Origin of the sequence: Bradyrhizobium sp. CCBAU 45321, from assembly GCF_028128975.1 — a bacterium.
Classification (GTDB): domain Bacteria; phylum Pseudomonadota; class Alphaproteobacteria; order Rhizobiales; family Xanthobacteraceae; genus Bradyrhizobium; species Bradyrhizobium yuanmingense.
In genome coordinates this window covers 16,657-42,632 of record NZ_LFKZ01000015.1, presented here as the reverse complement: position 1 = coordinate 42,632, position 25,976 = coordinate 16,657, and the positions used below count along the sequence as shown (strand labels likewise).

The following is a 25,976-nucleotide window of genomic DNA, read 5'->3' as shown; positions in this document are numbered from 1 at the left end:
CACATGATGTTCAAGACCATCGCGATCGTTGCCGGTTTGGGACTGGCGCTCGCCGCCACAGCCGAGGCGCAGACACCGCGCAAGGGCGGAACCATCCGCATGACGGCGCCCTACGGCTCGAGCTTCACCAGCCTCGACATTCACACCACGCAGCGGGCCCAGGACGAGATCTACGCCAAGGCCCTGCACCGTTCGCTCTACATCTGGAATTCGGCGGAGGGCAAGCCGGTGCTTGAGCTCGCCAAGGAGAGCGTGGTCTCGGGCGGAGGCCTCGTTCACACCTTCAAGCTGCGCGACGACGCCTATTTCCATAGCGGCCGCAAGATGACCGCCGACGACATCATCTGGTCCTACAACCGCATCATGGACGGCAGCAAAGCCTATCCCGGCGCGCGTTACGTTCGCGTCATCGAGGGCGCGGCCGCAGTCGAGAAGGGCCAGGCCAAGGAGATCTCCGGCCTGAAGAAGATCGACGACTTCACCATCGAGATGAAGCTGACCGAGAAGGTCGATCCGGGCTTCTACTTCTTCACCGCGCTGACCTCGATCTATCCCGCCGACGAGGCCGCCAAGGAAAGCTTCATCCAGAAGCCGATCGGACTGGGTCCGTTCAAGTTCGTCGAGCATGTGCCGGGATCGCGCATCGTCCTGGAACGCTGGGACCGGTTCTACAAGCCAGGCAAGCCCTATGCCGACAAGATCGTCGTGTCGGTCATGGGCGAGGCCGCGGCGCGCGACGTCGCCTTCCGCAACAAGGAGATCGACACCTCGGTGCTGGGACCTGCGCAGTACGTCGCCTACCAGTCCGACGCCGACCTCAAGGGCACCATCGTCGAGGTCGCCGAGGTGTTCACGCGCTACATGGGGATGAATCCCGCGGTCAAGCCGTTCTCCGACAAGCGCGTGAGGCAGGCGATCAATTACGCCATCGATACCGATTTGATCATCAACAAGCTGGTCAAGGGCAAGGCCTACCGCGCCACCAGCTGGCTGCCGCTGACCTCGCCGGCCTACGACAAGGCGATGAAGCCTTACCCCTTCGATCCCGCCAAGGCCAAGCAATTGCTCACCGAGGCGGGCTACGCATCCGGCTTCGAGTTCGAATGGACCACCAGCCAGAATGAAAGCTGGGGCCTGCCGATCGTCTCGGCCGTCATCCCGATGCTGGACAAGGTCGGGATCAAGGCCAAGGTCAAGCAGGTCGAAACCGCGGTGCTGGCGGAGGTGGTCCGCACCGGCGACTATCAGGCCTTCATCTATTCTCAGGCGAGCGGCCCCGATCCTCAGGCCGCGCTCAAATGCTTCCATTCGGCGACGCCGCAGGCGGCCTGCAACTACACGACCTACAAAAATCCCGACTTCGACAAGATCCTCGATGAAGCCGGACAGGCCGACGATCCCACAAAGCGCATCCAGCTGATGCAGAAGGCCAATGCGCTGCTCTACGAGGAGGCGCCGGTCTGGTTCTTCAACTACAACAAGGCTGTCATGGCGGTGCAGCCCTGGCTCAAGGGAATTCAGCTCAACGCGACGGAGCTGACCCACCAGAACGTCGAGGACCTCTGGGTCGACGAGACCTCGCCCGCGAAGTGACACGCGCGCTCCCTCCGGCGCGACCCGGCGAGGGAGGGAGCGGGGAAAAGTTGAGATGCTCGCGTTCCTGATCCGCCGCGTCCTGCAGACCATTCCGACCGTGCTCGCCGTGGTGCTGCTGGTGTTCGTGCTGTTCAGCGTCGTTCCCGGCAGCATCGTCTCGAGCATGAGCGACGACAGCGATCCGCAGGTCGAGCTGCGCATGAAGAAGCAGCTCGGCCTCGATCAGCCCGTCTATATGCGTTTCGGCACCTATATCGCCGGGCTCGCGACCGGCGATTTCGGAACCTCGTTCCGGACCCGTGAGCCTGTCACGACCATGATCGCCAAGCGGGCTTGGCCGACGCTGCAGCTGATCTTGGCGTCCATGGCGTTTGCGATTCTGCTCGGCGTGCCGCTCGGCTTCGTCGCGGCCTTGCGGCCGGGCAGCCTCGTCGACACCGTCTCGATGATGCTGGCGGTGTCGGGCCTGTCATTGGCCAAGTTCTGGCTCGGACTGCTCTTGATGTACCTGTTCGCGCTCAAGCTCGGCTGGCTGCCGAGTTTCGGCTATGGCGACGGCGGCCTCAAATATCTGATCCTGCCCGCCGTGACGCTCGGTGTCTCGCCGATGGCGCTGCTGGCGCGGACGACGCGCGCCGCGGTGCTCGAGATCATGACCGCGGATTTCGTCCGCACCGCGCGCTCGAAGGGCATGAGCGAGACCAGGGTCGTCAAGTGGCACGTCATGCGCAACGCGCTCGTCCTCATCCTCACGACCATGGGCCTGCAATTCGGCGCGCTGATGGGACAGGCGGTCGTGGTCGAGAAACTGTTCTCCTGGCCGGGCATCGGCTCGCTGCTGGTCGACAGCGTGCTCCAGCGCGACATTCCCGCCGTCCAGGGCTCCATCCTCGTCGTGGTGCTGTTCTTTCTCGCGATCAATCTGTTGATCGACATGCTCTACGGCGTGATCGATCCCAGGATCAGATACGCATGAAGCTGCGCGCCAATCTCGTCATCGGGGGAGCGTTGTTCGCGCTGGCGATTGTCGTCGGCCTGCTCGCGCCATGGCTGGCACATACCGATCCCGTGATGGACGCCAACCTCATGAATGCGGAGGAGCCCCCGAGCTGGACCTGGTGGTTCGGCACCGACGCGCAGGGCCGCGACATCTATTCCCGCGTCCTCTACGGTGCGCGCGTCTCGCTGACGGTCGGCATCGTCTCGCAGCTCATCAACAGCGTCATCGGCGTGGCGCTCGGCCTCAGCGCCGGCTATTTCGGCGGCTGGTGGGACGATGTCGTCAACGCGCTGACCAATCTCATGCTCGCGATCCCCTCGCTGATCTTCGCGCTCGCCATCATGGCGGTGCTCGGTCCCGGCCTGACCAGCCTTTTGATCGCGCTCGGGCTGACCAACTGGTCGTTCACCTGCCGCCTCGCACGGGCCTCGGCACTGTCGCTGCGGAGCCAGGGCTATGTGCAGGCGGCCACCGTGCTCGGCTACGGTGATGTGCGCATCATGATCACGCAGCTCCTGCCGAACATGCTGGGACCGATCGTCGTCATCGGCACGCTGGGCATGGGCAGCGCGGTCCTCTCGGAAGCCGCGTTGTCGTTCCTGGGCCTCGGCGTCCGCCCGCCCTTTCCGAGCTGGGGCAGCATGCTGTCGGAAGCGCGCGAGCAGATCACGACGGCGCCGTGGCTTTCGATTTTCCCGGGCCTTGCCATCTTCCTCACCGTGCTCGGCCTCAATCTGCTCGGCGACGGTCTGCGCGACATCCTCGATCCGCAATCGCGGAGCCGGCGCACATGACCGGCGCGCCGCTGCTCGAGGTCGAGGATCTCCGCATCGATCTCGATGACGGAGCGAGGCGCGTTGCGGCGGCCGAAGGCGTTTCATTCCGCATCGATCGCGGCGAGACGTTCGGCCTTGTCGGCGAGTCCGGTTGCGGCAAGAGCATCACCGCGCTCGCCTTGATCGGCCTGCTGCGGCCACCCTTGTCGATCGCCGGCGGCGTCATCCGGTTCCAGGGCCAGGAGATCCAGCACCTGTCCGCCGCCAGGCAACGGCAGCTGCGCGGCAATCGCATCGCCATGATCTTCCAGGAGCCGATGACCGCGCTGAACCCGGTCTCGCCGGTGGGGCGGCAGATCGCCGAGATGTTCGTGCTGCACAAGGGCAAGAGCTGGCGGGAGGCCAACCAGCTGGCTGTCGAGGCGCTCGCGAGCGTCCGCGTCCCCGCACCCGAGCGGCGCGTGAAGGACTATCCGCACCAGCTGTCCGGCGGCATGCGCCAGCGCGTAATGATCGCCATTGCGCTGGCCTGCGGTCCGGACCTGCTGATCGCGGACGAGCCGACGACGGCGCTCGACGTCACCGTGCAGGCGGAGATCATCGAGCTGATGCGCAATCTATGCGCCGAGCGCGGAACGGCGATCCTGATGATCAGTCACGATCTCGGCCTCGTCGCCAACGTCTGCCGCCGCGTCGCCGTCATGTATGCCGGCCGCATCGTCGAGGAGCGCGGCTCGGCCGACATCTTCCGCGCGCCCTCCCATCCCTATACCCAGGGCCTCGTCGACTCGCTGCCGCGGCTCGGCAGCCGCGCAGCGCTCGGCCGCAGCAGGCTGAAGGAGATCGCGGGCGTCGTGCCGGCGATTACGCGCTTCCCGGACGGCTGCCGGTTCAATCCGCGTTGCGCGCAGGCGACGGATATTTGCCGTACCAATGCGCCGCAGACGGATCGGCTGGAGGCGGGCGGCTTCGTCCGGTGCCACCACCATGCATGAACCGCAGGGGAGAGCGGATGACGATGTGATCCTCAGCGTCGAGGATCTCGCCGTGCATTTTCCGCTCGGCGGCGGCCTGCTGGGCCGCGGCCGTCGGCTGCTCCGCGCCGTCGACGGCGTCGACCTCAAACTGAAGCGCGGCGAATGCCTCGGCCTCGTCGGCGAATCCGGCTCCGGCAAGTCGACCGTCGCTTTGTCGATCCTCGGCTTACTCACGCCGACGCGCGGCCGCATCGTGCTGGACGGACAGGTCGTCACGAACCGGCAATCCGGCGACCGGAAGGCGCTGGCCCGCATCGTGCAGATCGTATTTCAGGATCCCTACGCCTCGCTCAATCCGCGCCAGACCGTTCGCCGCACGCTGGAGGATCCCCTGCGCGTGCACGGCGTGACCGCGAAAAGCGAGATCGAGGACCGCGTCGCGACGATGCTGAGGCATGTCGGCCTGCGCCCCGAGCAGGCCGACCGCTATCCGCATGAATTCTCCGGCGGCCAGCGCCAGCGCATCGGCATCGCGCGGGCGCTGATCCTCAACCCGAAGATCGTCATCTGCGACGAGCCGGTCTCGGCGCTCGACGTCTCGATCCGCGCCCAGATCATCAACCTGCTGCTGGAATTGAAGGACACGCTCGGCCTGTCCTACATCATGATCAGCCACGACCTCGGTGTGGTCGAGCACATGAGCGACCGCGTCGCCGTGATGTATCTCGGCCGCATCGTCGAGAACGGCGATTGGCGCGAGATTTTCGAACGTCCGGCGCACCCCTATACGCAGGCCCTGATCGCGGCCATCCCCGATCCCTTGCGCCACGCTCCGCTGGCAACGACCGGCGGCGACCTGCCCAACCCGCTCAACCCGCCGAACGGCTGCGCCTTCAGCCCGCGCTGCCGCTACGCGGAGGCGGTGTGCCGGAGCGAGCCGGGGCCAACGCTGGAAACGCGACCCGATGGGCATGTGGTGCGGTGCTGGCGGAGCGAGGAGATTGCGGGGCGGACGGCGCTAGCATCGACCGAGGGCTGATGCCCCGAAGTTGCGCCTCGGCAGTAGGTAGTCCGCTCGTTGAGCCAGAGCGAACCAGATTTGCTCAATCTGAGTTCTTCGCGTTTTAATTACGCAGCAGAAGTGGCGCGTCAGCAGGATGTCCGCTTGGCGCCATTACAGGCCGGGTGGGCCAGGTAGCACTTTGACTCCAAAGCATGCGAAAGCTCAGTCTTGTCCGGAACCTGATCGCACGGTTATGGCGGTAACTTCGTCACAAGTCTGTTAGCATCTTGCGGGCTTCCACGAGATCGAGCGTTTCTAAGCCTTCGCTGAACCAGCTGTAGATCGGCACAAGAACGTCGCGCGCCTCTCGCCGCATGCCGCGTGACGCTTGCAGCTTGGCGCGCGCAATGCTTGCGCGAAGCTCGGGCAACTTTGCTCCCTGGGCGGCGGCAATTTTGATCGCGGTCTCGAACTCCGCGTCCGCTTGATTTTCCGCCTGCTCCCCGCCTGTCAGCAACAGCAGTTCACCGCGCTCCCGGTGAAGCTCGACGGCGCACCAGCTCTCGAGACTTGCGTCCGCAATTGCGACCGCTTCGTCGATGATCCGAAGCCCGGTCATGGCGTTTCCGGCCTTGCGATGAAGCGCCGCGCGCAACCCAAGATGGTGCGGAATGCGTAGTCCCGCGCTGGTTCGCCGGAGATCCTCAAGCCCAGTATCAAAGTCCGCCAGACCTTCCTCAAGCCTGCCGGATTCAGCGATCGCCCAGGCGCGAACGAGGCTGGCCCATGCACGATAGTAGTCGAAGCGGTACTCGGTGCAGACGTCGCGCGACTCTGCCGCGGCTTTCAGTGCGGCATCGGGCTCTCGCCGGAATTGACAGAGCATGGCCAGATAATTGAGCGCGAGCGCGATGCTGAATGGATGTGAAATCTCGCGCGCGATGGCGAGCCCTTCCTCAGCAATCTTAAGGCTACGAATCGGATAACCGAGATGCCAGTCGCAATGACTCATGTAGGCGCGGCAGAATACGCTCATGTCGATTCCGTACACCTCGGAATAATAGCGGCCGCGGTATTCGCCGGCTTGCGCACTTCTCTCAAGCTGGTCGCGCGAGAATTGAAACTGGCCGAGGTGGAATGAGAGCACGCCCGCAAGATGATCGGCTTCGGCCTGGCGTACCGGATCACCGCTTCGTTTTGCTATCGCCTCCGTCTCCGCGACGATGCTCGCGGCTTCGCGCAATTTGGCGCGCACGTGGTAGACGTGGCCGAGCCCCTTCAGCGCGGCGGAGAGATCGGCCTCGCTCTGCAGCTCACGGCTGAGCTCCTGCGCCCGCTGGAATGCCGCTTCTGCCTCGCCTGAAGCAAACCCTTTTGTTGCAATCAGCGGTCCTCCAAGTCCGAGCTGTAAATCAAGCTCGAAGCGCGAGCGTGATGCTCCGGAAGGAAGTGTCTGGGCGCACTCTAGCCCCGATCTCAGATGGGCAATTGCTTCCATATTCGCGGATCGGGCGGCCGCAAGTCCCCCCGCCCTCAGCCAGTATGGAATGGCCTTCTCTGCCAAGCCCGCCTCGCCGAAGTGACGGGCGACCAGCTCCGGCTGCGCTTCGACAAGTTGCGGAAAGAGCGCTTCGATCGATGTGGCAATCCGTGCGTGCAGCTCCTGGCGGCGCCGCTTGAGAAGGCTTTCGTAGGCGGCGTCGCGCACAAGGGCGTGCTTGAAAACATAGGTGGCGGCAGGTGCGAGGCCCCGCCGGAAAACGAGCTCCGACGCTACCAAGCGATCAAGCGCCGCGGCGAGCTCCACCTCTGGCATCGATACGACCGCAGCAAGCAACTCGTGATCGAATTCGCGGCCGATACAGGCTCCGATCTGGGCGACCTCCTTGACTGGAGCAAGACGGTCAAGCCGCGCCATCAATGAATCGTGCAGCGTCGCGGGGATCGCCAACGACGGGAATACGCCCGCGAGGACGTAGCGAGCGCCGGTGTAGCGGAGGATCCCGGCTTCAAGAACAGCCTTCGTGAGCTCCTCTGTAAAGAGCGGCACTCCCTCCGTCCGCGCCAGAATCTGGTCGAGGACCTCGGCGGGAAGCGCTTTGCCTTCGGTGATCCGGTCGACGAGTACAACCACCTGCGCCTTTGGCAAGCGATTCAGCATGAGCAACGTGACGTGAGGAAAACCGGTCCATGGCGGCGGGAGTTCCGGGCGGAATGTAGCGACGAGCAGCACTGGCAGGTCCTGAATACGATCCACGATCTGGTCGAACAGCTCGCGCGAGGTCGGATCAAGCCAGTGCGCATCTTCAAGCACCATCATCACCGGGCCACGACCGGCAAGTCGATCGAGCCGGGCCACGAACGTGCGAAACAGGAGCGCCTTCCTTTGCTGCGGCGACATCTCTGGCTGGGTGCTCGGCCTCTCAGTTGGAATGCCGAGCAGATCGGCAAGGAGCTGGATTGCATCGCCAGATAGCCCCTCGCCGTTTTCGCCAAGGAGTAGTTCGAGGCGCTCGAGCCGTTTTTCCGCAGCATCCTCAGGTGCGAACCGCGCCTCCCGCTCGAGCTGCGAGATGAAGGGAAAGAGCGAGCTGTTCAGGTGATGCGGCGAACAGGCGTAGCTAACGAGCGTGATTTGTTCGGCCTGTAGCCGTTCGCGCAGCGCGCGCACCAATCGTGATTTTCCGATTCCCGGCTCGCCAAAAATAGGGACGGCCTGTCCAGCCCCTCCTTCTGCAAGCCGCCACCGTGACATCATCAAATCGAGTTCCTCGCCGCGCCCGACGAGTGGCGTGACGTGGGCGCCGTGCAACGCCTCGAACCTGCTCTCTGCCCTGCCTTCGCCGATGACCCGCCACGCTTGCACCGGCTCCGCAAAGCCCTTGAGCTGAAGGGACCCGAGCTCAACAAATTCGAAGAGATCGCCGACCAGCCGGCGCGTGCTGTCGGCGATAACGACCGTACCAGACTCCGCAACCTGCTGCAGACGGGCCGCGAGATTAGGGGTCTCTCCAGTGACCGCTTCCTCTTTCGCAGCACCTTCCCCGAGCAGATCACCTACCACGACCAGGCCGGTGGCGATGCCGACGCGTGCTGCCAGCAGACCTCCCGCGCCTGATGACATGCCGCTGACCGCTGTTGCGACCGCAAGTCCTGCCCGGACTGCTTGCTCTGCTGCATCTTCGCTTGCGCGCGGCCAGCCGAAATAGGCCTGCACACCGTCTCCCAGAAACTTCGCGACGTGGCCCTCCAGTCGCACAATCTCTGCCGCCACTGTGTTCGAGTAGGCTCGCATGACCTCGCGCAGCTCCTCGGGATCGAGTCGGCGGCTGAGGTCGGTCGAGCCGACGAGGTCGACGAACATGAGCGTGAGCCGACGGCGCTCCACCAACGCGGGCGGCCGCGCCGCCAGGTTCGCTGGTAGTAGACCGATTGCATCGAGAAGCTTCCTACGGTGGCCGACGGCCTGGACTCCAATCTCCTTGAGATCTTCAACCGTCAGTTGGGGCAGGATCTCGAGATCAATTCCGTTGTCGCGGAATGTCTGCTCATAGGATTGGAGGCCTAGGCTGCGCAGCCATTCTCCGATGTCCAACTTCGTCTCCGTAGCCCGTCAGGCGGCCGGTCGCTGTGCGGTGGACGGCCTGACGTTCTGGTTTAACCGGAACAGATTGCCGGGATCGTACTTGGCCTTCAGCGCGGCAAGACGAGCGTAATTGGCGCCGTAGGCGCCAGCGACGCGATCGGTCTCGTCCTCCGGCATGAAGTTAACGTAGACGCCGCCCGTTGCGTGAGGTGCGGTCTCGGTAAAGAGCCTGCGCGCCCAGGCGATCGAACGTTGCGCATCTGCCGGATCGCGCCATCGCGTGTGAACGTTCATGACAAAGTTCGCGTCGCGGTGGGGGAACGCCGTGGCGTCGACGGCCATGCGACTGGTGGCGCCACCAAGCTGACCAATGAAAATCTCGCACTCTCCGGTCGGCAGGCTGGTCGTATGGCTCTCCAGCGTATCGAGAAGGCCGTCGTTGAGCTCAACGAAATTGTGCGACTTCCAGTAATTGTAGGCGCCGGGCGTAAGCAGTGGGTCAAAGGCGGTCTGCCAAGCCGCGAAGGGCTGCATGCCGATCACGTCCGCGATCGGCTCTCCGAGCGCGCGCAGCGGCTCCAATGCGCGCTTGCCCTCGTTCTCCTCTCCCGTGTAGCAGACGGCGAACGCGACAATCTCCTTGCCGTGAACCTCGGCTGGCAAGAACGGCAGCGGCGGCGCCTGCCTCAGCACCACCCACACCGTCAGTTCGTCCGGCGCCTTGGCGGCGACGTCGCGATAGCCCGCGAGCAGCTCCTTCGCCCGCGCAAAGGGATGGACGATGAGTCCGGCCAGAACCATTGGGCCAACAGGATGCAGGCGGAACTCGAACGAACTCACCACCCCGAAATTGGCTCCGCCTCCGCGGAGCGCCCAGAACAGGTCGGTATTCTCGGCGATGCTCGCCCGGACAAGCTCGCCTTCGGCCGTCACCACGTTCGCCGAGATCAGATTGTCAGCGGCAAGCCCGAACTTGCGGCTGAGCCACCCAAAGCCGCCGCCCAGTGTCAATCCCGCAACGCCGGTCGTCGAGTTGATCCCGAGCGGGGTCGCAAGGCCGAAAGCCTGCGCCTCCGTGTCGAAGTCGCCAAGCGTCGCGCCCGGCTCTACTTGCGCGGTGCGGTGAAATGGATCAACCCTGACGGAGCGCATGAGGGAAAGATCAATTAAGAGCCCGCCGTCACAAACAGCATTGCCCGCGATGTTATGGCCGCCGCCGCGCACGGCGATCAAGAGGCCATGCGCACGGGCAAAGCGTACAGCACGAATGATGTCAGCGGCCCCTCTGCAGCGCACGACCGCGCCCGGGTAGCGATCGATCATTGCATTCCAGATCGTACGTGCTTCATCATAGCCCGGCTCCTCGGCCAGACAGACGTTGCCTCGCAAGGTTTGACGAAAGGCAGCAATTGCATCGCTTTCAAGCGTAATCGCCCCGCCCTGCAGCGAGGCCAGCCGGATCTCCGTCATGGTATCTCCTCCGTGACTAGTGGTCAGTATTGCGGCAGTCCACTTCACGCTCTTGGACAGATCGGCAAAGGGGCGACCACGCCCACGGCTCTTGCAACCTTGACGGCGCAGATCGCCCGTTGCATGCCGTTCGGCTTGCGAACGACAGATTTCCGCCTAGAGATTAGTCCTCCGGCAAATCGAATGGTTCTGCGACAGAATGTCTCGCGGATGAGAAGCGCCCACAAACCTCCGCATCAAGAAAATGCGGTCCGCAGAAGGAACTGCTGGGGTAGAGAAAGGATGGTCCCTTTGTCCTATTGCTGAAGCCAACTCGCCGGCCGATGTCCGTTTTACGTCAGCAGCTGCCACTTCTCGCAATTCAGCTCCTGGCCCTGCACAGCGGACCTCATCTAGGGCGCGGGTTTATGACGACGCGCCATAGACGGTCATCGCGATTTTCTCTTTACGGGTAGGGCGTTGAGTTGAAAGAAAGTCCGGGCCTCGACGCGCAACGTTGTGCCCCCTCAGCTCCCGACACCGCCAACCAGACGCGGGCGACGATTTGCGAGCGTTTTCGCCGCGGGCAGCGCGCGCAGCCATGCCCGAAAACGCACGATCTCCGGACAATCTGCCGTGCCTTCCGGCGCAACCAGCCAATCACCCGGGCCCGATCCCTCATTGATCCGCTCGCAGCGATAGCCTGGATGGTGGCTCACGCCGCGGGCGATCAAGAGGTCGACCTTGCCTTCGACGAGCTCGTGCAGGCCGGCGGGCTGCAGCACGCTCAAACCGATCTCTGCATGTGCGCTGCGAAACCCCGCAAGTTCGAGGCGGCGCAGGTCGTAACTGCCGTGGATCCCCACTTGCAGCAGCACCGTGCCTGCCGGCTTCAGCTGCGAGGTCGCCTCGGCAATGTGGCGGAAGCCTTCGGAGATCCCGGGCAGATAGGCCCGGCCGGCCTCGGTGAGGATGAGCTGCTTGTGCAGACGCTCGAACAGCTGCACGCCGAGGCGCGCCTCCAGCGCTTTCACCTGCTGACCAACGGCAGCGGGCGTGACGTGCAATTCGTGCGCGGCCAGCTTGAAGCTGAGGTGTCGGGCGGCGGCTTCGAAGGCGCGGAGCGCGTTGAGTGGGGGAAGAGCGTAGGTCATCGAGTGCACTTTGACACCGATAGGCCGCGGCCTTGCAATAGATTTTCTTGCGCTGAACCGCAGGAAGTATGCTTTGCGCAGCGCTGATGCCGCCGGCTAGGTTGGCGCGCAAATCCGGAGAAACGCCATGCCATCAGCTCACGTCGTCAGCCACAATCCCGCAACGGTTCATCCGCCCGCCGGCGGCTACTGCATGGGACTCGAGCTGCAGCAGCATCGCCGCCTGCTGTTCATCAGCGGACAGGTCCCTCAAAAGTCCGACGGCACCGTGCCTGACGGCTTCGAGGCGCAATGCGAGCAGGCCTGGCGCAATGTCAGGGAGGTGCTCGCCGCGGCAGGCCTTGGCGTCGAGCACCTGGTCAAGGTCACGACGTTCCTGACCGATCGCAGCCAAGTCGTCGCCAATCGCGCCATTCGCCGCGCGATGCTCGGGGAGCACCAGCCGGCACTGACCGTCGTGGTGGTCGAGACCGTCGACAGCAATTGGCTGCTGGAGATCGAGGCGATCGCCGCGGAATGAGGCGGCTCGTCGATGTTGCAATGAGCCAATCATATCAGGTGTCCAATGGCTGAGATCCATCCGTTCTACCAGACGCACCGCCACGCGATGGAGGCTGCCATGCGCGAGCGACTAGACCTTGCCGAAGCGATGCTCCGCGAGCGCACGGATCTCTCCGACATCCACGCAATCAGGCTGGAGGTGATGGACGAATTCGAGATCGTCCTCACCCAGATGCCCTATGTCGGCGGCGCGGCGAGCCGCATGAGCGATTTCTTCATGCGCCTGACCGGCTTCATGGCCATCAGTCGGGTGCTGCGGCGCCACGGCGTGCCGGTACCCGTGATCGGGGAGATCGAGCGGGAAATCTACAAGGCGCAGCTGCTGACGATTCCCGAAGCCGAGCGTCTCGCCGCAGGGCGTCAGTTCATGTCGCCGGAGAACCAGGCCTTGATGCGTGAGCAGGCGGCAAGGAGCGTCACAGAGGCTCACCAAGCGGAGTTTCCGGAAGATTTCGTCTACGATTTCGTCGAGCCGGGTCCCGAGGACACTTTCGAATTCGGCATCGACTACAAGGCCTGCGGCTTCTGCAAGCTCGCGGCGCGCCGTGGCGACACGGAGATCCTGCCGAACATCTGCGGCCTCGACTTTGTCGCCTACGCCACGCGAGGCATCCGCCTGGAGCGGACCCAGACGCTCGCGGGCGGCGCCAGCCACTGCAATTTTCGATTTTCGCGATTAGACCGCACCCGCTGACCGCGATATAGCTGATCCCGAATCCACGTCGTCATTGCGAGCGCAGCGAAGCAATCCAGAAATGCATCCGCGGAGAGAGTCCTGGATTGCTTCGCGGAGCCTGTCATCGGGCCGCGCTTCGCGCGGACCCGGTGGCTCGCAATGACGGGGGACGGGCGTGCACCGGCCTTTCAAAGCCGGCTGCCGATGATGCCACTATACCCCTGTTTTGCCCGACGGAGCAAATCGAATTCGTAAAATCCGCAATTTCACGACACCCGTCGGCAAGTCATTGATTCCGCTGGCCCCGGCTACTGTGCATGGGGTTGTTTTCGAACTTTTGTCTTGCCGGCCGTCTATTCCGCCGCTTTCTCCCTCAGCCGCTGCGCATAAACGTTGATGACCAGCGCCGCCAGCAGGATCAGGCCGCGGATCAGGATCTTCAGGAAGCTGTCGATGTTGACGTGGTCGAGGCCGTTGTTGAGCACGCCGAGCACGAAGAGGCCGACGATGGTGTTGCCGATGCCGCCGCGGCCGCCGAACAGGCTGGTGCCGCCGACCACGACCGCGGCGATGGAATCGAGCAGGTAGGTGTCGAACTCGTTCTGCTGCGCGCTGCCGAAATGGGCAACGCCGAGCATGCCGCCGAGGCCCGAGCACACCGCCGAGATCACCATGACCGCGCCGAGGATCAGCTTGACGTTGAGGCCCGAATATTCGGCCGCTTCGCGATTGCCGCCGACCATGTAGACGTAGCGGCCGAAGCGCGTGTAGGTCAGCACCAGATGGCCGCCGAGCAGCATGATGGCGGCCACGATGACGATCCAGGGGATGCCGCCGATCGAGCCGGAGCCCAGCGTCGTGATCAGGCTCGGCACCTTGTAGGCGATCTGGCCGCGCACCAGCAGCGCGGAGATGCCGGCGGCGATCTGCATCATTGCCAGCGTCATGATGAAGGAGGGGATGCCGATCACGGTCAGCCCCACCGCGTTGACGAGACCGAGCAGGGCGCAGAGCAGGAGCGACAGGATGATCGCGACCGCGCCGGGCAGGGGAATGTTGGCGATGTTGACGTAGGATTCCTGCAGCGTGAAGTAGGCGACCGCAATGCCGGTGACGTTGGCGATGCTGGCGACCGACAGGTCGATTTCGGCGCAGAGGATCACGAAGGTGAGGCCGACGGCGATGATGCCCGTCACCGACACCTGGGTCAGGATATTGCCGAGATTATCGAGCGTCGCGAAGGAGGGGCTGGCGAAGGCGAAGAAGGCGGTGAGGAAGATCAGCGTCAGGAACGGGGCGATGTTGCGCATCTGCGAGCGCAGGAAGGGCGCAAGGCCCCGTGCCCGTTGTCCTGTCGCCAAAGCCGTCTCGCTGCTCATGTGCTTCTCCGTCACGCCGCTTCCAGCAGGCGGTCCTTGCTGACCGGCTCGTTCTTGAATTCACGCACCAAGGCGCCGCGCTTGAGCACCAGGATGCGATCGGCCAGCGACAGCACCGTTTCCGGCTCGGTCGACAGCACGATGATCGCGAGCCCCTTTGTTCTGAGGTCTCGGACGATGTTGATGACGTCGTTCTTGGCGCCGACATCCATGCCGCGGGTCGGCTCGCACAGCACCAGCAGCTTGGGCGGGTAGGTCAGCCATTTCGCCAGCGCGACCTTCTGCTGGTTGCCGCCCGAGAGCATGCCGAGATCGAGGCCGACCACCGGCGGCCTGATCTGCAGCTGCTCGACCTGGCGCTTGGCGATGTCGCGCTCCTGCGCCGGCTTGAGCAGCAGCGAGGAGATGCGGTCGAGAATGCTGATCGAGATGTTCTTGTAGACCGGCTCCTGGTGGAACAGCATGTCGCGCCGGCTCTCCGGCACCAGCGCCACGCCGGCGCGCCGCGCCGCCGCCGTGCTGGCGAAAGTTTTCGGCACGCCTTCGACTGCAAGCGTGCCGCCGTCCGGCTTCAGCTTGCCGAACAGGATGCGCGACAGCTCCTGCTGGCCGCAGCCCATGAAGCCGTAGATACCGAGCACCTCGCCGGCACGGGCCTCGAACGAGACGTCCTGAAGGCTGCGGGACAGCGACAGCTCGTCGACCCTGAGAATGACCTTGCTGTCGCTCGGCTGCGGCAGCATCAGGTCGTCGGTATAGCTATGCTCGAGCGCCTCGCCGCCGCGGCCGATCATGGCCTCGATCAGCGCGCCCTTGCTGGTCGCGGCGCTCGCCGTCTCCGCAACCTTGCGGCCGTTGCGGAACACGGTCACCGTGTCGGACACCAGCAGGATGTCCTCGATGAAATGCGAGATGAAGACGATCGCCGTGCCTTCCTCGCGCAGCCGCCGGAGCGTTGCGAACAGGCGCTCGACCTCGGGCGGGGAGAGGGCGGAGGTCGGCTCGTCCAGGATGACGATGCGCGCGCCGGAGAACAGCACGCGCGCGATCTCGATCAGCTGCTGCAGCCCGATCGGAAGGTCGCCGAGCCGCGCCATCGGATCGACGTCGATGCCGAAGCGTGCAAGCTGCTCGCCCGCCTCGCGCGCCATCCGCCGCCATTGCACGAGGCCGAAGGCGTTGGTCGGCTGGTTGCCGAGGAAGACGTTCTCCGCGACCGTCAGGTCGGGCGCGACGCTGAGCTCCTGGTGCACCATGGCGATGCCGGCGGCGTGCGCATCGCGCGCCGAGCGAAAATGCATCTCCTGGCCGTCGACCAGGAAGCGGCCGGAGAACTCGGTGTGCACGCCGGCGATGATCTTCATCAGCGTGCTCTTGCCGGCGCCGTTCTCGCCGACGAGACCGTGGATTTCGCCGGGATAAAGCGCGAAGTCGACACCACGAAGCGCTTCGACGCCGCCGAAGCTCTTCGTGATGCCCTGCAGTTCCAGGATGGGCTGTTGTCCCACGCTCATGAAAAATCTGGAGGCTCAGATCAGGAAGTGATCCTGCATCCACTGCATTCCGGCGGCGTTGGCCTTGGTCACGACCGGACCGTCGGTGACGACGTTCTTCGGGATGCCCTGTCCGCTCTTCTCGCCACCGATCACGGCGGAGACGCCCGCGACGATCGCGCCGCCATGGATGCGGCAGGACGGATTGCGGACGGTCGCGAACATGCGGCCTTCGCTGACCGCCTGGATCGCCGGCGGCATGGCGTCGACCCCCCCGATCAGGATGTTGGTGCGATTGCGCGCCTTCATGATGTTGGCGGCGGCCAGCGCCATGTCGTCATTGTGGAAGAAGGCCGCATCGATCTGCGGGTATTTGGTCAGATAGGTCTCCCAGAGACGGGCGGTCTTCGACACGTCCCAATCGGCCGGCTGGGTGTCCAGCACTTCGATGCCCGGGAATTGCTTGACGACCGAGTTGAAGCCCTTGGCGCGGCCCTGCGCACCGGTGTGGCCGAGCGCGCCCTGCGTCATGATGATCTTGCCCTTGCCGCCCATGGCGTTGCACAGCGCCTGCGTCACCGAAGCGCCCATGAACTCGTTGTCGGGAGCGAGGAAGGAATGGACGTTGATCTGATCGAGCGGCGCGATCAGCGTGTCCATGTCGATCACGGGCGTGCCGGCGTCGATCATCTTCTGCACCGGCTGGGTGAGGGTGCCGATGCCGAAGGCCTGGATCGCGACGAAGTCCCATTTCTGCGAGGCCATATTGTCGATCGCCGCGCGCTGCTTCACCGCATCGAGCTGCCCGTCGAACCAGGTCACCTCGACATTGAACAGCTTGCCCCAGAATTCCGCCGCCTGCTTGCCTTGCGCGCACCAGGTGGCCTGGAGGCCGGCGTTGGAGAAGGCCGCCTTCAACGGCTTCTCGCTGCGTCCGACTGCGGCCAGTGCGGGGTTTATGCCCATGCTGCCGAGGATGGCAGCTCCGGCGCCGGCGGCCGCAGCCGCCTGAAGAAGATCGCGCCTGGTCGTCGAGAAATCTTTCGTCCCGGACATCGCTCGCTCCCATATATTTTGTCGTCGGCGCGTCATTGGTAGCGCTACCGATCTCCGAAAGTCTCTCACAAGAGTTGTTCGCACTCAATCTGCATTCAGCCGCAGCGTCGTCGCAGCCCGCGCGTTGGTGCAGCGCAAAGCGTCAGCTGGCCGCGGCGGCGAATGCGTCGATCTCGGCGAGCAATGTATCCCAGGCCCGCGCGATCTCGGGCGTCCATTCATCGCCGAGCAGATCGCGGAGCACGTCCCTGATGACGACGAAGAACGCGATGAACAGCTCGCGCGGCGTGCCATAGGCATCGTGCGAGGCGACCTCGCACGCGATCAGCCGGAAATGCCCGCGGCGCTCGCCGGCGAAGTCGAGAATCGCCTCGATCGTCAGCGCCAGCATCGACCCCTTCACGAGGTCACCGCTATCCGCGCGGAACATCGCCTGCGTTTCCGGATGGAGTTCGAACAGACGTCGATAGACGAGCGGCGTGAGGTCGGCGCAACGCGAGGCCGCACGTTCAAAGCTGTCGTGGATGGGATGAAAGGCCGCGTTCATCGACAGTTCAGTGCCGCGGGCAAAAAAAGAGCGGGGCCCTGGCCCCGCTCAAAAATTGTGTCGACCCTATTATCCCCGATCTTAAGATTTGATCTTGATTGACGGGGCGACGCTGCGTTTTGCGCGCCAGGGGCTCCTCCCGAGACTTGGACCACCAGGCCTCGACCTCGCGGTCAGCGCCTGAGCAAGAGGGATGCTAGATCAACTTTTCTCACTTGTCATCATTTTCGGCAACGAATGTTCAAAATAGGAGCAGCTGACGAAACGATCGGGTTTCTGCCTACCTAAACATATGACAGATATAAGAAATTTGTGGGTGGCCGGGCAGGTTTCCCTGCCTCAGATACCGGCCGGGCTCGGGCGTAGGGCGGTCCGGCCACAGCTTTCGAGCAATTTGCGCGGGACCAAGCGGGCGGCGGAACTGGCCTCGACTCGGCTGCGCCCGAGTGATTAGTTAGCGCACGAACGAATGGTCCGGCGGATGCGCGCACGCCTGCAAAAATTCCTGCCTCTGGTCCTGCTCGCCCTGGTGATGCAGGTGCTGGCGCCGATCGCCGCCTGTCTCGCGGCCGGCCAGGCTGCGGCCGATCCGTTCTCTGCAGGCCTCATCTGCCACAGCGCAAGTGAGCAGGGCGGTCCGGTCGACGAGACCGGGACACCGGCCGCAAAAGCTGGGGCATGTGCGCTTTGTTGCCTCGCGCACGCTGACGCCTCGCTTGACGCGCCGCCCCATGCGGCGTTCTCAACGCCCGTCCGCCCCATCGCCCGCATCGTCTGGCACGTGGCGAACGCGCCGGTCCTCGCCGCCATCGACGGTTCGAGCGCTTGGGCGCGCGCTCCCCCTCGCATTTCCTGATCCGCGAAACCTTCAGCTCCGCGCCGGCTTCCGCCGTGCCGGGATCGCAATGCGCCGGCTCTCTGCCGGCATCAGGAATGACCTCATGCCTCGTTCAGGCTTCTTTCGACTGCTTTCCGCACGTAAGATTCTGCTTGCCTCAGCTTCTGCCCTCGTCGTGCCGTCCAATGCAATCGCCGAGGAAAACCGACGCGAGCTTCCTCCCGTCACGGTCGACGCGCCGCGGGAGAAACGGGCCTCACCAGCCCGCGCACAGCGAACCGCCGCGCGATCAACGCGGGCCCGCGCGCCCGCAACTGCGCGTCCGCAACCGACGGCAGCTTCCGAAGGGGGCCCCGGCCCTGGTGCCCTGACGATTCTCACCGCCCAGCAGGCGCTGAGCGAGATCAACCAGACGCCGGGCGGCGTAGCGCTGGTCACAGCGGAGGCCTACCGGAACTCGACTCCCGCCAGCACGATCAAGGATGTCCTGGACTACGTGCCCGGCGTATTTGCGCAACCGAAATGGGGCGACGACACCCGGCTTTCGATCCGCGGATCCGGCCTGTCGCGCAATTTCCATCTGCGCGGCGTGCAGCTTTACATGGACGGCATCCCGATCAATACGGCGGACGGCTACGGCGATTTCCAGGAGATCGACCCGACCGCCTACAAATATGTCGAGGTGTACAAGGGCGCGAACGCGCTGCAGTTCGGAGCCAATTCGCTGGGAGGCGCCGTCAACTTCGTGACGCCATCGGGGCGCGACCGATTTCCGAATGGCGTCTCGCTCGACGTGGGAGCCTTCGGGTTCAGGCGACTGCAGGCCAATGCAGGAGGCGCCAACGGGCCGTGGGATGGTTTCGTCACCGCATCAACGCAGGCCACGGACGGCTTCCGCGATCACAGCTTCGGCTCGGGCAACCGCGTGAGCGGCAATGTTGGCTACCAGTTCTCGCCGGATTTCGAGACGCGATTCTATCTCAATGCCAACGAGGTGCGGCAACGCATTCCAGGAACCGTCACCAAGGCGTCTGCCTTGAGCAATCCGGAGGCCGCGGCTCCGGCGAACGTTGCGCTGGACCAGCAGCGCAACATCGACACGGTCAGGCTGGCAAACAAAACGACGATCCGATTCGACGACACCAGGTTCGAGTTCGGCGCCTTCGGCCTCGACCGGCACCTCATGCATCCGATCTTCCAGTGGCTCGATTATCGCTACAGGGATTACGGCGGCTTCGCGAAGGTCACGGACGACCGCATGATCGGCGGTTACCGCAACAGGCTGGTCGCGGGCGTCAACCTGTTGAATGGCAGCATCGACAACCAGCAATTCGCCAACATTGCCGGACAGAAGGGGGCATTGCTGTCGTCGTCGTTCGATCGCTCGGAGAACACCTCGGTTTACGTGGAGGACAGCTTCTATTTTCTGCCGAACGTCGCCGCGATTGCCGGCACGCAATTTCTGCATGCGACCCGCAATCGGCGGGACCGGTTTCTTAGCGACGGCGACCAGTCGGGAGCAACCCGCTTTGATCTTTGGTCGCCGAAGGCGGGCCTGCTGTGGCAGATCGACCCGACGTGGCAGGCCTTCGCCAATGTCTCGCGGAGCGCCGAAGTGCCGAGCTTCGGCGAGAGCGCGCGCGGTCCTGGCATTCCGACGATTCCGTTCACCAGCATCCGCCCGCAGATTGCGACGACCTACGAGATAGGGACCCGCATGCGACGGCCCGACTATTCGTGGGAGTTGACCGCCTATCGTGCCGATATCCGCGATGAGCTGCTGTGCCTGTACAGCGCGTTCGGCAATTGCAACGTGACCAATGCCGACCGAACCGTCCACCAGGGCGTCGAGGCGGGGGCAGGGGCAGCAATCTTCCGCGATATCTTCGTGACAGGAGGCGCGCCCGATAAGGTGTGGCTCAACCTCGCTTATACTTACAGCGATTTTCGCTTCGACAGCGACACGGCGTTCGGCAACAACCAGCTGCCCGGCGCGCCGCGTCACTATTTGCGCGCCGAATTGCTCTACAAGCATCCGACCGGATTCTACGCTGGTCCGAACGTCGAATGGGTGCCGCAGGCCTATTTTGTCGACAGTATGAACACGTTGACGACCGAGCCGTATGCACTGCTCGGATTGAAAGCGGGCTTCGACAATGGCGGGCCGTTCTCCGCCTATATCGAGGGTCGAAACCTCACCAACAGGACCTACATTGCAAGCGCCAGTATCATCGATCGCGCCACGGCGACGTCGGCCTTGTTCGAGCCAGGTGCCGGCCGGGCGGTCTACACCGGAATGAGGTATCGATGGTAAGCGCACTGAGGCTGCCGAGACCACCAAGACGGACCGTGGTCGATCAGATCAAAACCGAGGGAACAAAATGAACAGGATCAAGCTATCACTTCTCGCCGCCGCCATGATGCTTGGCACCAGCGCGGCGGTCGCAGCCGAGGACGTCAAGGCCGGCGATCTCGTGGTCTCGCAGGCCTGGAGCCGGGCGACGCCGGGTGGCGCCAAGGTCGCCGGCGGCTATCTGACGATCGAAAACAAGGGCAACGCGGCCGACAGGTTGGTCAGCGTGTCCGCCGATATCGCAGGCAAGGCCGAGATTCACGAGATGGCCATGGACAATGGCGTGATGAAGATGCGCGCGCTCGACAAGGGACTGGCGATCGAGCCCGGCAAGACCGTGAAGCTCGCGCCCGGCGGCAATCATTTGATGCTTCAGGAGCTGAAGGGGCCGTTCAAGCAGGGCGACAAGGTGCCGGTGACGCTTCAGTTCGAGAAGGCCGGGAAGGTCACTGTTGCGCTCGCCGTCCAGGGCGTCGGCGCGCAGGCGCCGGGCGATGGCGGACACTCGGGCCACATGGACATGAAGAAAATGCCGGATCATTCGGGAATGAAGATGAAATGAGACTGTTCTGGATTCTCGGGAGGCCGAATATGTCGAAGCGATCCTGTCTGATCCTGATTGCCGCGCTCGCCGCAACACCAGCGGCGGCGCATGTCTCGCTCGAGACCAAGCAAGCCACGATCGGCGCGTCCTACAAGGCGGTGTTCACCGTGCCGCATGGCTGCGCGGGCTCGCCGACGGTGAAGATCCGCGTGCAGATTCCGGAAGGGGTGATCGCGGTGAAGCCGATGCCGAAGGCCGGCTGGACCGTCGACGTCGTCGAGGGCAAATATGCGGGGGAATACGACTATCACGGCAACAAGCTCTCGTCCGGCGTCAAGGAGGTGGCGTGGTCCGGCGGCAAGCTGCCGGACAAGAACTATGACGAGTTCATCATGCAGACGGTGCTGACCGACAAGCTCAAGGCGAACACGACCTTGTACTTCCCAGTGGTTCAGGAATGCGAGACCGGCGTTCGTCGCTGGATCGAGATCCCAACCGACGGGTCAAGCCATTCGCATGAGGGCAAGTCGCCGGCGCCTGGCGTCAAGCTCCTGCCGAAACCCTGATGCGCCTCCTCGCCGCGCTCGCGACGCTGCTCTTCGCTGCGGGCTTCGCGAGCGGTGCGCTCGCGCATGCGGCGCTGATCTCGGTCGAGCCTGCGAATGGCAGCACGCTCGCGACCGCGCCGAAGGTGGTCGAGCTGCGGTTCAACGAACCGGTAACGCCGGGCGCGATCCGGCTGATCGACGGGACGGGCAGGGCGCGGGACGAGACGCGCGTCAGTGCGTCCGGCGACACGATTTCGATCCAGATACCAGCGGATCTGCCTGAGGGGACCGCGGTCGTCAGCTATCGCGTGGTCTCGCGGGATGGCCATCCGATCGTGGGATCGGTGATGTTTTCAGTCGGCATGCCGTCGGAAACGAAGCTGCCCGCGAGTACGGACCAATGGTTGGCCGCGCTGATCTGGCTGGCGCGCGTTGGCCTCTATCTCGGACTGTTCGTTGGCGTCGGCGGTGTGTGGTTTGCGCGCTGGATATCATGGTCTCTGGCCGGCATGACCGTGCCGCGCGTGGCGCTCGCGATCGGCCTTTCGAGCGCGGTGGTGTCCCTTGGTGCGCTAGGCCTCGATCTCCTCGGCCTGCCGCCGGCGGCGCTCGCGACGGCCGCGCCTTGGAAGGTCGCGGTGGCAACCAGCGCCGGCCGCGCGTTTCTAGTTGCTGCCGCCGCGATGCTGTTCGCTCTGCTGGCGCTGCGCAGCGCATGGTCCTCGCGGGCTCTTGCGATCATTGCCATGGCCGGCGTGGGCCTGTCGCTCGCCATGAGCGGGCATGCCGCAACGGCGCCGCCTCGAATGATGATGCGCCCGGCGATGTTTCTTCACGGCCTCTGCGTTGCGCTGTGGATCGGCGCTCTTGCTCCGCTCGCGGCTTTGCTGTCGAAGCCGACGCCGGCAACACTCGCCGTCGTGAAGCGCTTCTCGGGCATCGCCATGCCGGCGGTCGGCGTGCTGGCATTGACGGGTCTCGCCCTTGCGATTGTTCAGCTCGAAAAAGTTTCGGCGCTGGTCGAGACCCGCTATGGCCTCATCCTCTCGATCAAGCTCGGCCTGGTTCTCATGCTGCTCACACTTGCGGCGCTCAACCGCTTCCGCCTCACTCCGGCACTCGCCCGCGATCGTGGAGCCCAAGCCATCCTCAAGCGCTCGATCCTCCTCGAATGCGTGATCGCCCTCGCCATCTTCGCCGTCGTCGCCGGCTGGCGCTTCACGCCGCCGCCGCGAACGATCATTCCGGAGATCCCTTTGGCGATCCACATCCACGGCGACAAGGCGATGTTCCAGGTGCTGGTGTCGCCCGGAAAGGTCGGCAAGGACGATTTCGTGCTCCAGCTCATGACCGGCGATGGGACGCCCTTGGCGGCCAAAGAGGTGACGTTGACGCTCAGCCTGCCCGAGCGCGGCATCGAGCCGATGGAACGGGACGCCTTGCTCGGGCCGGATGGCTACTGGCACGTGCGCAAGGTCGAGCTGCCCTTCGCCGGCCGCTGGCGTGTGCGCATCGAGGCGCTCGTGAGCGATTTCGAGAAGATCACGCTGGCGGATGAACTCGAGGTGCCACCGCCCTAGGCTCACCGGCTTTGCTGAGCACGGTGCTCCTGAAGTCAAACCTGAAGGCAACGGAAAGATGACAGGTATTTCGCCGCGTTAGCGGCTTTTCCTCATTCCCGTCTTGTGTTTTCGCTCCCAATCCGGTTTCACTGCAGGCGATCACTGATTCCCAGAGTATTACCATGCGGTTGTCGCGGTTCTTTCTGCCCATCCTGAAGGAAAATCCGAAAGAGGCGGAGATCGTCTCGCATCGGCTGATGCTGCGTGCCGGCATGATCCGGCAGGAGGCGGCGGGCATCTATGCCTGGCTGCCGCTCGGCTTTCGCGTGCTGAAGAAGATCGAGCAGATCGTGCGCGAGGAGCAGAATCGCTCCGGCGCGATCGAGGTCTTGATGCCGACGCTCCAGCTCGCCGACCTCTGGCGCGAGAGCGGCCGCTACGACGCCTACGGCCCGGAGATGCTGCGCATCGCCGACCGCCACAAGCGCGAACTGCTGTACGGACCGACCAACGAGGAAATGATCACCGAGATCTTCCGCGCCTATGTGAAGTCCTACAAGAACCTGCCGTTGAATCTCTATCATATCCAATGGAAATTCCGCGACGAGCAGCGTCCGCGCTTCGGCGTGATGCGCGGCCGCGAGTTCCTGATGAAGGACGCCTATTCCTTCGATCTCAACGAGGCCGCGGCGCGCGTCGCCTACAACAAGATGTTCGTCGCGTACTTGCGCACCTTCGCGCGGATGGGGCTGAAGGCGATCCCGATGCGTGCCGAGACCGGGCCGATCGGCGGCGATCTCAGCCACGAGTTCATCGTGCTCGCCGAGACCGGCGAATCCGGCGTGTTCATCAATCGCGACGTGCTGGACCTGCCGGTGCCGGGCGAGGACGTGGATTATGAGAGCGATCTGACGCCGATCATCAAGCAATGGACCTCGCTCTATGCGGCGACCGAAGACGTCCACGATGCCGCGCGGTTCGAGCAGGAGGTGCCCGTGGACAAGCGGGTGAACACCCGCGGCATCGAGGTCGGCCAGATCTTCTATTTCGGCACCAAATATTCCGAGCCGATGAAGGCGCTCGTGGCGGGGCCTGATGGTGTCGACGTGCCGATCCATGGCGGCTCGTACGGCGTCGGTGTCTCGCGCCTGCTAGGTGCCATCATCGAGGCTTGCCATGACGATGCCGGCATCAAATGGCCGGAGGCGGTGGCGCCGTTCCGTGTCTCGATCCTCAACCTCAAGCAGGGTGACGCCGCGGTCGATGCGGCCTGCGAGAAGCTTTATGCCGATCTTACGGCCAGGGGTGTCGACGTGCTCTATGACGACACCGACCAGCGCGCCGGTGCCAAATTCGCCGCCGCCGACCTGATCGGAATCCCCTGGCAGATCATGATCGGGCCGAAGGGCCTTGCCGACGGCAAGGTCGAGATCAAGCGGCGCAGCGACGGCGCGCGCGAGACCATGTCGCCTGCCGACGCGGTCGCAAGACTTGTGGGCTGATGAGGCCGGTCGGCTGAATATTGTTCATCGCGCGATATCGCGGCCGCCAATCCGGCCACAATTGACCCCGAATCATGGGATTATCGAGCGATGGATGAGACCATGACCGAAACCGTGCAAACCGCGCCTTTCGCGCCCTTCGAGTGGATGCTGTCGGCGCGCTATTTGCGGGCGCGCCGGAAGGAAGGATTCATCTCGGTCATCGCCGGGTTCTCCTTTCTCGGCATCATGCTCGGCGTCGCGACGCTGATCATCGTCATGGCCGTGATGAACGGCTTCCGCAAGGAGCTGCTCGACAAGATCCTGGGCCTCAACGGCCACATCCTGGTCCAGCCACTGGAATCGCCGCTGACCGACTGGAAGGACGTTGCCGACCGTCTCAGCCAGGTCCAGGGCATCCGGCTCGCGGCGCCGGTGGTAGACGGTCAGGCGCTGGCGTCATCGCCATGGAACGCCTCGGGCGTCCTCGTGCGCGGCATCCGCTCCGACGATCTCAACAACCTCACCTCGATCGCCAAGAACATCAAGCAGGGCTCGCTCGAGGGGTTTGACGAAGGGCAGGGCGTTGCGATCGGCCGGCGCCTCGCCGATCAGCTTTCGCTGCATGCCGGCGACAGCATCACTCTGGTGGCGCCGAAGGGCGCAGTGACGCCCATGGGAACGACGCCGCGCATAAAGCCGTACAAGATCGTCGCGGTGTTCGAGATCGGCATGTCCGAATACGATCTCGGCTTCGTGTTCATGCCGCTTGCCGAAGCGCAGGCCTACTTCAACCGCAGCAACGACGTCACCTCGATCGAGGTGTTCACGACCAACCCCGACAGGATCGACGCCTTCCGCAAGGCGGTGACGGAGGCGGCGGGCCGTCCGATCTTCCTGGTCGATTGGCGGCAGCGCAACTCGACCTTCTTCAACGCGCTCCAGGTCGAGCGCAACGTGATGTTCCTGATCCTGACCATGATCGTGCTGGTCGCCGCGCTCAACATCGTCTCCGGCCTGATCATGCTGGTGAAGGACAAGGGCAGCGACATCGCGATCCTGCGCACCATGGGCGCCTCGCAGGGCTCGATCATGCGGATCTTCCTGATCACGGGCGCTTCGATCGGCGTCGTCGGCACGCTGGTCGGCTTCTGCGTCGGCCTCGTGATCTGCGTCAACATCGAATCGATCCGGCAATTTCTGTCCTGGCTGACCTCGACCGAGCTGTTCTCGCCGGAGCTCTACTTCCTGTCGAAACTGCCCGCCGAGATCGACGTCGGCGAGACCACGGCCGTCGTCATCATGGCGCTGACGCTGTCGTTCCTGGCGACGCTCTATCCGTCGTGGCGCGCCGCGCGCCTCGATCCCGTCGAAGCGCTCCGGTACGAGTGAGGGAC

21 protein-coding genes are annotated in these 25,976 nt (G+C 64.1%); 14 read left to right on the top strand and 7 right to left on the bottom strand.

Features of this window, described 5'->3' with window-relative positions:
- The first annotated feature begins 3 nt into the window (after positions 1 to 3).
- Genes ACM43_RS02985 through ACM43_RS02965 form a run of 5 tightly spaced genes read left to right on the top strand, consistent with a single transcriptional unit; the run spans position 4 to position 5,388 of the window.
- Positions 4 to 1,593: an ABC transporter substrate-binding protein gene (locus ACM43_RS02985; protein ID WP_404540857.1), complete on the top strand. Its 1,590-nt coding sequence runs from the start codon at positions 4 to 6 to the stop codon at positions 1,591 to 1,593.
- Between the two features lie 55 nt (positions 1,594 to 1,648).
- Positions 1,649 to 2,572: an ABC transporter permease gene (locus ACM43_RS02980; protein ID WP_271538013.1), complete on the top strand. Its 924-nt coding sequence runs from the start codon at positions 1,649 to 1,651 to the stop codon at positions 2,570 to 2,572.
- Complete coding sequence (locus tag ACM43_RS02975) at positions 2,569 to 3,390, top strand: ABC transporter permease (protein ID WP_036025317.1); 822 nt, start codon at positions 2,569 to 2,571, stop codon at positions 3,388 to 3,390. The genes ACM43_RS02980 and ACM43_RS02975 overlap by 4 nt, the downstream gene beginning before the upstream one ends.
- Positions 3,387 to 4,367 (top strand): ABC transporter ATP-binding protein, encoded by a 981-nt coding sequence (locus tag ACM43_RS02970; protein WP_271538012.1) that lies wholly within the window; start codon positions 3,387 to 3,389, stop codon positions 4,365 to 4,367. The genes ACM43_RS02975 and ACM43_RS02970 overlap by 4 nt, the downstream gene beginning before the upstream one ends.
- The gene (locus tag ACM43_RS02965) at positions 4,360 to 5,388 is read left to right on the top strand and encodes an ABC transporter ATP-binding protein (protein ID WP_271538011.1); all 1,029 of its coding nucleotides are present in this window, start codon (positions 4,360 to 4,362) and stop codon (positions 5,386 to 5,388) included. Before ACM43_RS02970 ends, ACM43_RS02965 begins: the two co-directional genes overlap by 8 nt.
- Before the next feature lie 232 nt (positions 5,389 to 5,620).
- Here ACM43_RS02965 and ACM43_RS02960 read toward each other — a convergent pair whose 3' ends face one another.
- The 3 genes from ACM43_RS02960 to ACM43_RS02950 all read right to left on the bottom strand — a co-directional run bounded on the left by ACM43_RS02960 (position 5,621) and on the right by ACM43_RS02950 (position 11,541).
- On the bottom strand, positions 5,621 to 8,947 hold the full coding sequence (locus ACM43_RS02960; RefSeq protein WP_271538010.1) for an adenylate/guanylate cyclase domain-containing protein: 3,327 nt from the start codon (positions 8,945 to 8,947) through the stop codon (positions 5,621 to 5,623).
- 18 nt (positions 8,948 to 8,965) lie between these two features.
- Positions 8,966 to 10,408 carry an FAD-binding oxidoreductase gene (locus ACM43_RS02955; RefSeq protein WP_271538009.1) on the bottom strand — a complete coding sequence of 481 codons (1,443 nt, stop codon included), beginning with the start codon at positions 10,406 to 10,408 and terminating at the stop codon, positions 8,966 to 8,968.
- Between the two features lie 506 nt (positions 10,409 to 10,914).
- Positions 10,915 to 11,541: a LysR family transcriptional regulator gene (locus tag ACM43_RS02950; protein ID WP_271538236.1), complete on the bottom strand. Its 627-nt coding sequence runs from the start codon at positions 11,539 to 11,541 to the stop codon at positions 10,915 to 10,917.
- A 127-nt stretch (positions 11,542 to 11,668) separates the two neighbouring features.
- On the opposite strand from ACM43_RS02950, the gene ACM43_RS02945 reads away from it, so the two are divergent.
- Positions 11,669 to 12,061, top strand: a complete 393-nt coding sequence (locus ACM43_RS02945) for a RidA family protein (RefSeq protein ID WP_157283570.1) — start codon at positions 11,669 to 11,671, stop codon at positions 12,059 to 12,061.
- A 45-nt stretch (positions 12,062 to 12,106) separates the two neighbouring features.
- Positions 12,107 to 12,796 (top strand): L-2-amino-thiazoline-4-carboxylic acid hydrolase, encoded by a 690-nt coding sequence (locus ACM43_RS02940; protein ID WP_271538008.1) that lies wholly within the window; start codon positions 12,107 to 12,109, stop codon positions 12,794 to 12,796.
- A 335-nt stretch (positions 12,797 to 13,131) separates the two neighbouring features.
- Here the strand turns inward: ACM43_RS02940 and ACM43_RS02935 are convergent, their stop codons facing one another.
- The 4 genes from ACM43_RS02935 to ACM43_RS02920 all read right to left on the bottom strand — a co-directional run bounded on the left by ACM43_RS02935 (position 13,132) and on the right by ACM43_RS02920 (position 17,253).
- The gene (locus ACM43_RS02935; protein ID WP_225125179.1) at positions 13,132 to 14,157 is read right to left on the bottom strand and encodes an ABC transporter permease; all 1,026 of its coding nucleotides are present in this window, start codon (positions 14,155 to 14,157) and stop codon (positions 13,132 to 13,134) included.
- Between the two features lie 11 nt (positions 14,158 to 14,168).
- Positions 14,169 to 15,671: a sugar ABC transporter ATP-binding protein gene (locus ACM43_RS02930; RefSeq protein WP_271538007.1), complete on the bottom strand. Its 1,503-nt coding sequence runs from the start codon at positions 15,669 to 15,671 to the stop codon at positions 14,169 to 14,171.
- A 15-nt stretch (positions 15,672 to 15,686) separates the two neighbouring features.
- A complete protein-coding gene (locus ACM43_RS02925; protein ID WP_036038951.1) occupies positions 15,687 to 16,706 on the bottom strand; it encodes a sugar ABC transporter substrate-binding protein in 1,020 nt (339 codons plus the stop codon).
- A 142-nt stretch (positions 16,707 to 16,848) separates the two neighbouring features.
- Positions 16,849 to 17,253: a globin gene (locus ACM43_RS02920; protein WP_271538006.1), complete on the bottom strand. Its 405-nt coding sequence runs from the start codon at positions 17,251 to 17,253 to the stop codon at positions 16,849 to 16,851.
- 481 nt (positions 17,254 to 17,734) lie between these two features.
- Between ACM43_RS02920 and ACM43_RS02915 the strand changes: the two genes are divergently transcribed.
- From ACM43_RS02915 to ACM43_RS02885, 7 genes are all read left to right on the top strand, one after another.
- Positions 17,735 to 18,109 carry a DUF2946 family protein gene (locus ACM43_RS02915; RefSeq protein ID WP_271538005.1) on the top strand — a complete coding sequence of 125 codons (375 nt, stop codon included), beginning with the start codon at positions 17,735 to 17,737 and terminating at the stop codon, positions 18,107 to 18,109.
- 85 nt (positions 18,110 to 18,194) lie between these two features.
- Positions 18,195 to 20,405, top strand: a complete 2,211-nt coding sequence (locus ACM43_RS02910) for a TonB-dependent receptor family protein (RefSeq protein WP_271538004.1) — start codon at positions 18,195 to 18,197, stop codon at positions 20,403 to 20,405.
- Positions 20,406 to 20,472: 67 nt separating this feature from the next.
- Positions 20,473 to 21,006: a copper chaperone PCu(A)C gene (locus ACM43_RS02905; protein ID WP_157283577.1), complete on the top strand. Its 534-nt coding sequence runs from the start codon at positions 20,473 to 20,475 to the stop codon at positions 21,004 to 21,006.
- 29 nt (positions 21,007 to 21,035) lie between these two features.
- Positions 21,036 to 21,554: a YcnI family copper-binding membrane protein gene (locus ACM43_RS02900; RefSeq protein ID WP_157283578.1), complete on the top strand. Its 519-nt coding sequence runs from the start codon at positions 21,036 to 21,038 to the stop codon at positions 21,552 to 21,554.
- Complete coding sequence (locus ACM43_RS02895) at positions 21,554 to 23,116, top strand: copper resistance CopC/CopD family protein (protein ID WP_271538003.1); 1,563 nt, start codon at positions 21,554 to 21,556, stop codon at positions 23,114 to 23,116. The genes ACM43_RS02900 and ACM43_RS02895 overlap by 1 nt, the downstream gene beginning before the upstream one ends.
- A gap of 164 nt (positions 23,117 to 23,280) precedes the next feature.
- Positions 23,281 to 24,600 (top strand): proline--tRNA ligase, encoded by a 1,320-nt coding sequence (gene proS, locus ACM43_RS02890; RefSeq protein ID WP_271538002.1) that lies wholly within the window; start codon positions 23,281 to 23,283, stop codon positions 24,598 to 24,600.
- Positions 24,601 to 24,690: 90 nt separating this feature from the next.
- Positions 24,691 to 25,971, top strand: a complete 1,281-nt coding sequence (locus ACM43_RS02885) for a lipoprotein-releasing ABC transporter permease subunit (protein WP_157283581.1) — start codon at positions 24,691 to 24,693, stop codon at positions 25,969 to 25,971.
- Positions 25,972 to 25,976 lie beyond the last annotated feature (5 nt).